6 protein-coding genes are annotated in these 12,085 nt (G+C 74.0%); 5 read left to right on the forward strand and 1 reads right to left on the reverse strand.

Annotated features, from left to right (window positions below; genetic code table 11):
- Positions 1–115: 115 nt before the first annotated feature.
- The 3 genes from ADK86_RS03900 to hflX all read left to right on the forward strand — a co-directional run bounded on the left by ADK86_RS03900 (position 116) and on the right by hflX (position 5,910).
- Positions 116–2,419 (forward strand): RelA/SpoT family protein, encoded by a 2,304-nt coding sequence (locus tag ADK86_RS03900; RefSeq protein ID WP_078951778.1) that lies wholly within the window; start codon positions 116–118, stop codon positions 2,417–2,419.
- A 175-nt stretch (positions 2,420–2,594) separates the two neighbouring features.
- Positions 2,595–4,283 carry a M1 family metallopeptidase gene (locus ADK86_RS03905; RefSeq protein ID WP_234345687.1) on the forward strand — a complete coding sequence of 563 codons (1,689 nt, stop codon included), beginning with the start codon at positions 2,595–2,597 and terminating at the stop codon, positions 4,281–4,283.
- Between the two features lie 139 nt (positions 4,284–4,422).
- Positions 4,423–5,910, forward strand: a complete 1,488-nt coding sequence (gene hflX / locus ADK86_RS03910; RefSeq protein WP_003983926.1) for a GTPase HflX — start codon at positions 4,423–4,425, stop codon at positions 5,908–5,910.
- Positions 5,911–6,131: 221 nt separating this feature from the next.
- On the opposite strand, the gene ADK86_RS03915 is transcribed toward hflX, so the two are convergent.
- Positions 6,132–7,319 (reverse strand): trypsin-like serine peptidase, encoded by a 1,188-nt coding sequence (locus ADK86_RS03915; RefSeq protein WP_053695294.1) that lies wholly within the window; start codon positions 7,317–7,319, stop codon positions 6,132–6,134.
- Positions 7,320–7,936: 617 nt separating this feature from the next.
- Here ADK86_RS03915 and ADK86_RS03920 point away from each other — a divergent pair.
- Together ADK86_RS03920 and ADK86_RS03925 are read left to right on the forward strand one after the other, a co-directional pair.
- A complete protein-coding gene (locus ADK86_RS03920) occupies positions 7,937–9,397 on the forward strand; it encodes a diaminobutyrate--2-oxoglutarate transaminase family protein (protein ID WP_053695295.1) in 1,461 nt (486 codons plus the stop codon).
- Between the two features lie 538 nt (positions 9,398–9,935).
- Positions 9,936–12,083: an IucA/IucC family protein gene (locus tag ADK86_RS03925; RefSeq protein ID WP_053695296.1), complete on the forward strand. Its 2,148-nt coding sequence runs from the start codon at positions 9,936–9,938 to the stop codon at positions 12,081–12,083.
- The last annotated feature ends 2 nt before the right edge of the window (positions 12,084–12,085 follow it).

A 12,085-nucleotide genomic window follows, 5' to 3' on the forward strand; every position in this document is an offset into this window, starting at 1 on the left:
TCACGCTGGGCGAGAGCGGGACAGCGCTGCGTGATGGGCTCGGTAGCATCAAGCACCGGCCCGGGGCGACCGACTGCGGGCGCCCGACCGCCGGTCGACGCCGCCGGAGGTGCCCATGAGCGCAGAGGCCACGAATCCTGGTAATCCCGTCGCGCCGGTCCAGGCCGGTCCGCCCGACCTGGGCGAGGTCTCGCACCGCAAGCGCGGCCGCCCCCGTCTTGAGCTGCGCGGCCTGCGCCGTATCGGCCGGGCCGCGCTCCTGGGACCGGCCCCCCGCGACGGCCTGCCGGACGCCCTGGAGCACGTCGCCAAGGTGCACCGGGCCCACCACCCGGACGCCGACCTGGACACCCTCAGCAGGGCCTACGCGCTCGCCGAGTCCTCGCACCGCGGCCAGTTGCGCAAGAGCGGTGAGCCGTACATCACCCACCCGCTCGCGGTGACCCTGATCCTGGCCGAACTGGGCGCCGAGACCACGACCTTGACCGCCTCCCTGCTCCACGACACCGTCGAGGACACGGAGGTGACGCTCGATCAGGTCGGCGCGGAGTTCGGCAAGGAGGTCTGCTACCTGGTCGACGGCGTGACCAAGCTGGAGAAGGTCGACTACGGCGCCGCCGCCGAGCCGGAGACCTTCCGCAAGATGCTGGTCGCCACCGGCAACGACGTGCGCGTGATGTCGATCAAACTGGCCGACCGGCTGCACAACATGCGCACCCTCGGCGTGATGCGCCCCGAGAAGCAGGCCAGGATCGCCAAGGTCACCCGCGACGTGCTCATCCCGCTGGCCGAACGGCTGGGCGTGCAGGCGCTCAAGAGCGAGCTGGAGGACCTGGTCTTCGCGATCCTGCACCCGGAGGAGTACGCCACCACCCGCGCTCTCGTACACGGCCACGCGACCCGCCCGGACCCCCTCGCCGCGATCGCCGAGCGGGTGCGCGCCGTCCTGGACGAGGCCGACATCGACGCCGAAGTCCTCGTGCGGCCCCGGCACTTGGTCTCCGTGCACCGCGTGCGCCTGGCGCGCGGCACGGTCACCGGCACCGACCTCGGCCGCCTGCTGGTGCTCGTCGCCGAGGACGCCGACTGCTACGCGGTCCTCGGCGAGCTCCACACCTGCTTCACGCCGGTGATCTCGGAGTTCAAGGACTTCATCGCCGCGCCGAAGTTCAACCTCTACCAGTCGCTGCACACGGCCGTCACCGACGAGGACGGCGCCATTGCGGAAACGCTCATCCGTACGCACCGCATGCACCGCGTCGCCGAGGCCGGGGTGGTCGCGCTGGGCAACCCGTACGCCCCCGCGGACGGCTCCGAGCCCGCGGCCGAGCGCCCGGCCGCGGGCGCTGCCGACGACGGGGAGGACGGGGAGCGGGTGGACCCGACCCAGCCCGGCTGGCTGTGCCGCCTCCTGGAGTGGCAGCGCGCCACCCCCGACCCGGACACGTTCTGGACCTCGCTGCGCGCCGACCTCGCCCAGGACCGGGAGATCACGGTCTTCTGCGCGGAAGGGGGCTTCGGCGACGGCGGCCCGGCGGGCCAGGGTGCCGCCCGTACGGGTACGGACGGCACGGCCACCGTCGGCCTGCCCGCCGGCGCGAGCTGTGTGGACGCCGCGTACGCGCTCTACGGCGAAGGGGCGCACAGTTGCATCGGCGCGCGCGTCAACGGCCGCCTCGCAACCCTCTCCACGGTCCTGTGCGACGGCGACAGCCTGCACCTGCTCATGGCCCCGGACTCCGCCGCCGGCCCCTCGCCCGACTGGCTCGACCACACCCGTACGCCGGCCGCCCGGCTCGCCATCTCCCGCTGGCTGGCCGCCCACCCGGGGGCGGAAACAGGGGCGGGCGAGAGCGCGGTGGGGGCGGGCGCGCCGAGTGGCGCCGGTGGCGCGCGCGGCACCGGGGCCGCCGAGACACCCGGCCGCCCCGGGGGGACGGACACCGCCGGACTGTCCACCGACCTGCCCGGCGCGAGCGTACGGCTGGCGGGCTGCTGCACCCCCGTACCGCCCGACCACGTCACCGGCTTCGCCGTACGGGGCGGCATCGTGACCGTGCACCGGGTGCTGTGCCCCGTGGTGGCCCGGATGGCCGCCTCCGGGCGGAAGCCGGTCGGCGCCCGCTGGCGCGGCACGGGAAACCGCACGCAGGGCTGCCGGGTCACCCTCCTCGCCGAGGCTTTCACCCGGCCGCACCTGCTCGCCGACCTCACGGAGGCCATCGCCGCCGAGGGGGCCGCCGTGGTGGCAGCGGCCGTGGAGCCGCCCCGCGAACAGCGAGTGCGCCACACGTACACCCTCCACCTGCCGGACGCCGCCAAGCTGCCGTCCCTGATGCGGGCGATGCGGCAGGTGCCGGGCGTCTTCGACGTGCTGCGGGCGGGCCGCGCGCGGTCGACGATGGTGGCGCGTTCCTGAGGAGCGCCCGCTCCGGCGCGCGGGCGACGCTGACGGCGCGTTTCCGAGGCGCCCGCCCGCGAGCACGGCACACCCGTTCCCCTCCGGCCTCGACGGACGTACGGCCCACCCTCGTTCGGGTGCCGTACTGCCGCGTCGGCCACGGGCCGGGGCCCCGCGCTGATAGCGGTGGGTCATGCCGCTTTCCTCGTACCGCCCCGCCCCAGGCCCCGGCGGACCCGCCTCCGCCCCCGGCCGCGGACCCGGAGGCGCCCCGTCCCGCCCCCGCCCGGGGCCCGCCCGCCGCCGGGCAGCGCTCGGCCTGCTCGCCGCGGCCTCCCTGGTCGCCGCGGGCCTCCCGGACGCCGCGCCGCTCGGCGTCGGCGACCGGCTCTACCCGCACCTCGGCAACCCCGGCTACGACGTGCGCGCGTACGACATCGCCCTGACCTACCCCGGCCGCAACGACCGGCCGCTGGACGCCGTCACGAAGATCACCGCACGCGCCACCGCCCGCCTGGAGCGCGTCAACCTCGACTTCGCGCACGGCACCGTCCGCTCGGTCGAGGTCAACGGCCGGCGCGCGGCCCACGTCACGCGCGGCGAGGACCTGATCGTCACGCCCCGCCAGGCCGTACGCAGCGGCACCCCGCTGCGCATCGTCGTGCGGCACACCAGCGACCCGCGCCCCGGCAAGGGCGGCAAGGGCGGCCGCGAGGACGGCTGGCTGCGGACGAAGGACGGGCTGGTCATGGCCAACCAGGTCGACGCCGCGCACCGGATCTTCCCGGGCAACGACCACCCGTCGGACAAGGCCCTCTACACCTTCCGCGTCACCGCGCCCAAGGGCCTGACGGTCGTCGCCGGCGGGCTGCCGGTGGGGCGCTACCCGGCCACCGTACGCACCGTGCCGGACGCGGGCGGGAAGCGGGCCGGACACGGCATGCGGCATACGCGGGCGGTCCCCGCCACCACCTGGGTCTACCGCTCCGCCCACCCCGTGGCCACCGAGGTCGTGCAGGTGTCCATCGGACGCTCCGCGGTCGTCCGCCGCACCGGACCGCACGGCCTGCCGCTGCGCGACGTCGTACCGGCCGCGGACCGCAAGCGCCTGGAACCGTGGCTGGCCAAGACGCCCGGCCAGCTCTCCTGGATGGAGAAGAAGGTCGGCCGCTACCCCTTCGAGGCGTACGGCGTGCTGCTCGCGCAGGCGGAGACCGGCTTCGAGCTGGAGACGCAGACCCTGTCCCTCTTCGAGGAGCGGCTGTTCACGGGCGGCCAGTACCCCCGCTGGTACATCGAAGCGATCATGGTGCACGAGCTGGCGCACCAGTGGTTCGGCGACAGCGTCTCCCCGCGCACCTGGTCGGACGCCTGGCTCAACGAGTCGCACGCCACCTGGTACGAGGAGCTGTACGCGCACGAGCACGCCAAGAGGTCCATGGACGAGCGCACGCGCCGCGCCTACAGCGTCTCGGACCGGCTGCGGCGCGAGGGCGGCCCTCCCGGCGCGCCCAAGCCGCCGACGCCCGGCAACAAGACCGGCATCTTCCGGCCCGTGATGTACGACGGCAGCGCGCTCGTCCTGTACGCGCTGCGCGCCAAGATCGGGCACGCCGCGTTCGACCGGCTGGAACGCGCCTGGGTGACCCGGCACCGGGACGGCGTCGCGGGCACCGCCGACTTCGTCGCGCTGGCTTCCCGTATCTCCGGCCAGAACCTCACCGGCTTCTTCCACAGCTGGCTGTACGACACCAAGACCCCGCCGATGCCGGGCCACCCGGACTGGAAGAGCACGTACCAGACCCCGCACCCGCCCACGCGAAAGCCCGCCGCCAAGCCCGCGAAGACGCGGCCCGCAGCCGCGCACGGAAAACCCGCGTGACGGCTCCCACCGGCCGTGCGACCATCGTCTGGCCGACGACGGGGCGGCCGGGAATCTTCCCGGGCCCTCCGGACGTTGTCACGAACGCAGGTTCCGGGGCCGCGCGGCCCCGGAACGTTCCAACGATGCAAAGGATCAAATGACCTCCTCTTCTTCCCTTCCACAGGACCGGCAGCGCCTCTCCGAGAGCCTCCGGGCCGACGCCCTGATGGAAGAGGACGTCGCCTGGAGTTACGAGATCGACGGGGAGCGTGACGGCGAGCAGTACGACCGTACGGAGCGCGCCGCGCTGCGCCGCGTCGCCGGACTGTCCACCGAGCTCGAGGACGTCACCGAGGTCGAGTACCGCCAGCTCCGCCTGGAGCGCGTGGTGCTGGTCGGTGTCTGGACCTCCGGCACGGTGCAGGACGCCGAGAACAGCCTCGCCGAGCTGGCCGCGCTGGCCGAGACGGCCGGTGCGCTGGTGCTCGACGGCGTCGTCCAGCGCCGCGACAAGCCCGACCCGGCCACCTACATCGGCTCCGGCAAGGCCCTGGAGCTGCGCGACATCGTCCTGGAGTCCGGCGCGGACACGGTGGTCTGCGACGGTGAGCTGAGCCCCGGCCAGCTGATCCACCTCGAAGACGTCGTCAAGGTCAAGGTCGTCGACCGTACGGCCCTGATCCTGGACATCTTCGCCCAGCACGCCAAGTCCCGGGAGGGCAAGGCGCAGGTCTCGCTGGCGCAGATGCAGTACATGCTGCCCAGGCTGCGCGGCTGGGGCCAGTCGCTGTCCCGGCAGATGGGCGGCGGTGGCTCCGGCTCGGCGGGCGGCGGCATGGCCACCCGCGGTCCCGGTGAGACCAAGATCGAGACGGACCGGCGGCGGATCCGCGAGAAGATGGCGAAGATGCGCCGGGAGATCGCGGAGATGAAGACCGGCCGGGACATCAAGCGGCAGGAACGCCGCCGTCACAAGGTCCCCTCGGTCGCCATCGCCGGCTACACCAACGCGGGCAAGTCCTCCCTGCTCAACCGCCTGACCGGGGCCGGCGTCCTGGTGGAGAACGCGCTGTTCGCCACCCTGGACCCGACCGTGCGCCGGGCCGAGACGCCCAGCGGGCGGCTCTACACCCTCGCCGACACCGTCGGCTTCGTCCGCCACCTGCCGCACCACCTCGTCGAGGCGTTCCGCTCCACGATGGAGGAGGTCGGCGACTCCGACCTCATCCTCCACGTGGTCGACGGCTCGCACCCGGTGCCCGAGGAGCAGCTCGCCGCCGTGCGCGAGGTGATCCGCGACGTCGGCGCCACCGACGTCCCGGAGATCGTGGTCGTCAACAAGGCGGACGCCGCCGACCCGCTGGTCCTCCAGCGGCTGCTGCGCAACGAGAAGCACGCGATCGCGGTCTCGGCCCGTACGGGCCAGGGCATCGACGAGCTGCTCGCCCTCATCGACGAGGAGCTGCCCCGCCCGCAGGTCGAGATCGAGGCGCTGGTGCCGTACACCCAGGGCGCGCTGGTCTCGCGGGCGCACGCCGAGGGCGAGGTGATCTCCGAGGAGCACGTCGCGGAGGGCACCGTCCTCAAGGCGCGCGTCCACGAGGAACTGGCCGCCGAGTTCCAGCCGTACGTACCGGCTGCGTGACGCGGCGGGCGTAGGCGGCGTGCCGTACGACGGGACGCCGTAGGCCCAGCGCCGTAAGCACGATGCCGCAGGCAGTACGAAGGCCCGCCCCTGGGAACGGGGGCGGGCCTTCGTGTTACGGGAACCGGCCGCGCGTACGGCTGCACAAGAGAGGGCCGCGCATACGGCCATAAGGCGGGGGCCCGCCCCCGGAGACCGGGAGCGGGCCCCGCCCGCCGCGACTACTGCGACGCGAACTTCTTGCTCATCGCGCCGTACATGCTCTTGGCCTCGGGGCCGAGGTGCGGGCCCGCCAGCCAGCCGGCCGGACGCGGGCCGATCGAGGTGTTGGACACCAGGACCGGCTTGCCGTCCGAGCCCTTGGCGAACCAGGGGCCACCGGAGGAACCGGCGGTCATCAGGCAGCCGATGCGGTACATGGTCGGCTTCTGGGCGGCCAGCGACAGCCGGCCCGGCTTGTCGGTGCACTGCTGCAGCGACGAGCCGTCGAACGGCGCCTCGGCCGGGTAGCCCTGCGCGGTGATGCTGGAGATGTCCGGGATCGCGGAGGCGTTGAAGTCCACCGAGTACGCGCCGCCGGCGACCTCTTCCAGGGACTTGTTGCCCGCGCCCTTCTCCGGCGTCACGTGCATGATCGCGAAGTCGTACGGCGCCATCGGCACGCTGTTGCCCTGCGGACCGCCCTGGCTGATCCACTGGTTGGAGGTCGACGCGCCGTCGGCCCACCACACGCCCTTGGGGAACATCTCCTCACGCGTGGCGCGCTCCAGCTGGGCCGCGGGCTTGCCGCTGTCGTTGAACGACGGGGCGAAGATCATGTTGCGGTACCAGCCGCCGCTCTTGCCGGCGTGCACACAGTGGCCCGCGGTCCACACCAGGTTCGACTTGCCCGGGTGCGCGGGGTCCTTGACGACCGCGCCGGAGCAGACCGCGTGGCCCTCGGGCGTGTCGAAGAAGATCTTGCCGAGGCCGGGCGCGTTCCGGCCGAACGGCGGCTTGACCGCCTTGGCCTGCACCGGCCGCGGCTCCGGGTCGGTCCGCCCCTGGTCACCGGAGATGTCCTTGGGCGTCGGCTCCTTCGGCGGCTTGGCCTTGCTCGCCCGGTCCGGGTCCCACAGACCCTTGATGATCGGGTTGATGAAATCACTGGCCTCGCGGAGCCACTTGTCCTTGTCCCAGTTCTTCCACTCGCCGTTCTTCCACTTGTCCAGGTCGACGCCGTGTTCCTTCAGCTTGTCCTGGATGTCCTTGGGGATCGTGAAGCCACCCCCGCCCGCACTGCCCTGATCCGCGGACTGGCTGGGCTTGCCGTCCGCCTGGTTGCCCTCCGGGCCGCAGCCGGTGGCGGTCAGCGCCACCACCGCGGTGAGAGCGGCCGCGGCCAGGACCGGCCGACGTATGGATCGCATGGGTTGAACTCCCCCTGGTGTGTTCAGGCTTGCCGGGTGAACTTGTCCGGCCCCGGGCGGCCTTGCCGCACCTCGGCCGGTTGTGCCGGTCTTGCTCCGGCGCGCTCCGGACGTGCCTGGATCTGCTGTTTTGTCATGCACCGGAAAGCCGGGGCAGGTCCCCACTATGCCGGTGACGTTGGGGACGGCAGCGGGCGGGTCCCCGGTTCCGGATCGGGGGATCTTCGGAGGGGCTTCGGGGGATCTTCGAAGGAGGAGAGTGCGAGGGGCGGGCGCGCGGTCGTTCCCGTACGGCCGTACGGGAGCTTCCGCGCCGGGTACGGGCGCCGCCACGGGGCCGTCCGCGCCGGGTCCGGACGCCGCCCCGGAGCCGTCCGCGAAGGATCTTCCGGCAGGCCGTTATCTCCCGCCCGGCGCGTCGTTGAGACACATGGGGGACGGCTGAGCCGTGGCCGGATGCAGGCGGCAGCGGTCCGCCAGGAGGACCCGGCCCGGCGGCACCCGCCGACGACGGACCAGGCCCGGTGTGCGAGATGACGGCCCGGTGGGGCCGTCGGCGCGCGGCGGGCCCACCCGCAGTTCAACAGAAGATTCAGCAGCAGGAGGACCGAACCGCCGTGGCCTTGACCCAGCCTCTGCCGACGTCACCCCCTCCCGCCCACGAGGGCATCCTGCGGCGGCAGTCGCTCCGCGAGTCCGCCGCCCGTACTTACGCGCGTTCGCTGCCCATCGTCCCGGTGCGCGCCCGCGGGCTGACCATCGAAGGCGCCGACGGACGCCGCTATCTGGACTGCCTCTCCGGGGCGGGCACCCTGGCGCTCGGGCACAACCACCCCGTCGTCCTGGAAGCCATCCGCGCCGTCCTCGACTCCGGCGCCCCGCTGCACGTCCTCGACCTGGCGACCCCGGTCAAGGACGCCTTCGTCACCGAACTGTTCGCCACCCTGCCCGCCGAACTGGCCGAGCACGGCCGCATCCAGTTCTGCGGCCCGGCCGGCACGGACGCCGTCGAGGCCGCCTTCACACTCGTACGCACCGCCACCGGCCGCGACGGGCTCGCCGCCTTCACCGGCGCCTACCACGGCATGACGGCGGGGGCGCTCGCGGCGTCCGGGGGCGCGCGGGACACCTCCGTGACCCGGCTCCCGTATCCGTACGACTACCGCTGCCCCTTCGGCACGGGCGGCGAGCGCGGCGCCGAACTGGCCGCGCGCTGGACGCAGAACGTACTCGACGACGACAAGAGCGGAATCGCCCGGCCGGCCGGAATGATCCTCGAACCGGTCCAGGGCGAGGGCGGGGTGATCCCCGCACCCGACGGCTGGCTGCGCCGGATGCGCGAGATCACGGCCGCACGGGACATCCCCCTCATCGTGGACGAGGTGCAGACCGGCGTCGGCCGCACCGGCGCCTTCTGGGCCGTCGAACACAGCGGCGTGGTGCCCGACGTGCTCGTGCTGTCCAAAGCCATCGGCGGCAGCCTGCCGCTCGCGGTCATCGTCTACCGCGAGGAACTGGACGCCTGGCGCCCCGGCGCGCACGCCGGCACCTTCCGCGGCAACCAGCTCGCGATGGCGGCGGGCGCCGCCACCCTCGCGTACGTCCGGGAGAACGACCTGGCGCGGCGCGCCGCCGACCTGGGCGCACGCATGCTGTCCCGGCTGGGCGGACTCGCCGCGGAGCACGGCTGCGTCGGCGACGTACGCGGCCGCGGCCTGATGCTCGGCCTGGAACTGGTCGACCCGGACACCGCCCCCGACCCGGCGGGCGCCCGCCCGGCCGCCCCCGCGCTGGCCACGGCCGTCCAGCAGGAATGCCTGGCCCGGGGCCTGATCGTCGAACTGGGCGGCCGCCACGACGCGGTGATCCGGCTGCTGCCCCCACTCACCCTCACCGACGAACAGGCGGACGCAGTCCTCGACCGCCTCGCCGACGCGCTGAGTACGGCGGTGCGGGCGGGGGGAGCGGGGGCGGGCGGGGTGCAGGGTGCGGGTGCGGTGCCTGCGGATGCGGTGCCTGCGGATGCGGTGCCTGCGACGGTGGGCAGTCAGGCGTTGCCGCTTGAGGGGGCATCGTGATGGGGGCACGGTTCTGGTTCGGGTGTGGGGGTGATTGCTGCCCGGCGTTGTGCTTCGGGTGGGCGAGTGACGGCCATCCGGCGTCCCGCCCCGGGCGTGCGGGTGATTGCCGTCCGCCGTTCTGCGCCGGGTGTGCGGGTGATTGCCGTCCGGCGTTCTGCGCCGGGTGTGCGGGTGATTGCCGTCCGCCGTTCCGCTCCGGGTGTGTGAGTGGTTGCCGTCCGCCATTCCGCTCCGGGTGTGCGAGTGATTGCTGCCCGGCGTTCCGCCCCAGGCGTACGAGTAACTGCCACCCGCGGCTCCGCCCCAGGCGCACGAGTGACGGCCATCGACCGCTCTGCCCCCGGCGTACGGGTGCGTGCCAGTCGCCGTTCCGCTCCGGGCGTACGAGTGACCGCCACCCGCCGCTCCGCCCCATGGCGCCCCGCCACCCCGTACGCCACCACCGGCCTACGGTTCTCCGTCGCCCCATGACTCCCAGCCGCCCCACCACCGTCCAGACCGCGCCGACCGCGCCGACCCTGCGAGGCACACCCCGATGAACGAACGCCCCGGCCCCGACGGGACACCGGCCGACGAGCGACGTCTGCCCCGTGAACCCCTGGCCCGGCTGCGGGAGCCGGCCGTGCCGCGCCAGAACCGGCGTGCCGGGACCCATGACACCGCGGAGAACGGGGAGCACGGCGGCCACACCGGCTGTGCGGTGCGGCTCGGACACCACGAACGGCACGGTCACGAGGACTGCCACGCGCTCGGCGCGACCCGGGTCGTCACCGTCCACCCCGACGAGGAGACCGACACCGTGGCCGGCCCCGCCGCCGGCCACGAAACCGACCCGCAGGAAACCGCCCTCCAGGAGCCCGCCCTGCAGTTCCCCGCGCACGACCACGTGCCCGTGCCCGACCGCCTGGAGCACGCGGACCCGGCCGTCGCCGCCGACGCCGCCGGCACGGAGAACCTGCTGCGCTGCTGGATCCGCGAGAGCGACACGCCCCGCCCGGCCGGCGACCGGCTGCGCATCCCGCTCGCCGCCGGCGCGACGGCCCTGCGCGTCCCCGTCCTGTACTGGTCGGACACCGGCTGGCACCGCCTCGGCGCCCCCGTACTGGAAGGCGCCCCCGCCGACGCCGCGCCCCTGGACGCGGTGACCCTCGCCGCCCTGCTGCGCCGCGAGGCCGTACACGGCGGCGCGGGCGGGGACCCCGGCGGCGGACCCGGTGGTACGGACAGCGAGAGCGCCGACCTCGTCGGCCGCGTCGCCGACTCCGTACGGCACACCGCCGCCTTCCTCGCCGACCGGCGCGCCAACCCGGCCGACGACCCCGGCGGCTCCCGCTTCCTCGCCGCCGAACAGTCCCTCCTCTTCGGCCACCCCATGCACCCCACCCCCAAGAGCAGGGAGGGCCTGACCGAGGCCGAGACGCGCGCCTACTCGCCGGAGCTGCGCGGCGCGTTCCGCCTGCACTGGATGGCCGTCCGCCGGGACGTGTTCGCCGCCGACTCGGCCTGGACCGAACGCGGCCGTACCGTATCCGCCGAACGCCTGGCCGCCCGGCTCGCCGACGGCGCGCCCCAGGCCCCCGCCGGCACCCTGCCGCTGCCCATGCACCCCTGGCAGGCCCACCAGTTCGGCCACCGCCCGGACATTGCCGCGCTGTACGCCTCGGGCCACCTGCGCGACCTGGGCCCCGGCGGCCCCGCCTGGCACCCGACCTCCTCCGTCCGCACCGTCTTCCGCCCCGGCCGCGACGCCATGCTCAAGCTCTCCCTGGGCGTGCGCATCACCAACTCCCGCCGCGACAACCTCCGCAAGGAACTGCGCCGGGGCGTCGAAGTGCACCGGCTGCTCCGCACCGGCCTCGCCGCCCGGTGGCGGGCCGCCTTCCCCGGCACGCCGGGCTTCGACATCGTCCGCGACCCCGCGTGGCTCGGCGTCACCGGCGCCGACGGCGAGCCGGTGCACGGGCTGGACGTGGTTGTCCGGCACAACCCGTTCGCCGACTCCGACGACGCGGTCTGCATCGCGGCCCTCACCTCGCCGCGCCCCTGGCCCGGCCGCACCGGCCTGCGCTCCCGGCTCGCCGAGGTCATCGGCGGCCTCACCGCCCGCACCGGCCGGCCCGCGGGTGCCGTCGCCACCGAGTGGTTCCTGCGCTACCTCGAAGCGGTGGTACGCCCCGTCCTCTGGCTCGACGGCACCGCCGGTGTCGCCCTCGAAGCCCACCAGCAGAACACCCTCGTCCTGCTGGACCGCTACGGCTGGCCCGTCGGCGGCCGCTACCGCGACAACCAGGGCTACTACTTCCGCGAATCGCGCCGTACGGACCTGGAGCGGCGGCTGCCCGGCATCGGCACCGCCAGCGACACCTTCGTCTCCGACGAGGTCACCGACGAGCGTTTCGCCTACTACCTCGGCATCAACAACGTCCTCGGCCTCATCGGCGCCTTCGGCTCCCAGCGCCTGGCCGCCGAGAACGTTCTCCTCGCCGCCTTCCGGCGCTTCCTCGCCGACGCCGCCACCGGGCCCGCGGCACACCGCTCACCCCTGCCCGGCCGGCTCCTGGAAGCCCGCACCCTGCGCTGCAAGGCCAATCTGCTGACCCGGCTGCGCGGCCTGGACGAACTCGTCGGCCCCGTCGACACCCAGTCCGTCTACGTCACCATCCCCAACCCCCTCCACCCCTGACC

Source organism: Streptomyces sp. NRRL F-5755, assembly GCF_001279365.1.
Classification (GTDB): domain Bacteria; phylum Actinomycetota; class Actinomycetes; order Streptomycetales; family Streptomycetaceae; genus Streptomyces; species Streptomyces rimosus.

What these genes read in the sequence shown, in the direction of transcription:
- hflX (WP_003983926.1), top strand. Translation starts at nt 4,423, where the DNA reads ATGACCTCCTCTTCTTCCCTTCCACAGGACCGGCAGCGCCTCTCCGAG.
- ADK86_RS03905 (WP_234345687.1), top strand. Translation starts at nt 2,595, where the DNA reads ATGCCGCTTTCCTCGTACCGCCCCGCCCCAGGCCCCGGCGGACCCGCC.
- ADK86_RS03900 (WP_078951778.1), top strand. Translation starts at nt 116, where the DNA reads ATGAGCGCAGAGGCCACGAATCCTGGTAATCCCGTCGCGCCGGTCCAG.
- ADK86_RS03925 (WP_053695296.1), top strand. Translation starts at nt 9,936, where the DNA reads ATGAACGAACGCCCCGGCCCCGACGGGACACCGGCCGACGAGCGACGT.
- ADK86_RS03915 (WP_053695294.1), bottom strand. Translation starts at nt 7,319, where the DNA reads ATGCGATCCATACGTCGGCCGGTCCTGGCCGCGGCCGCTCTCACCGCG.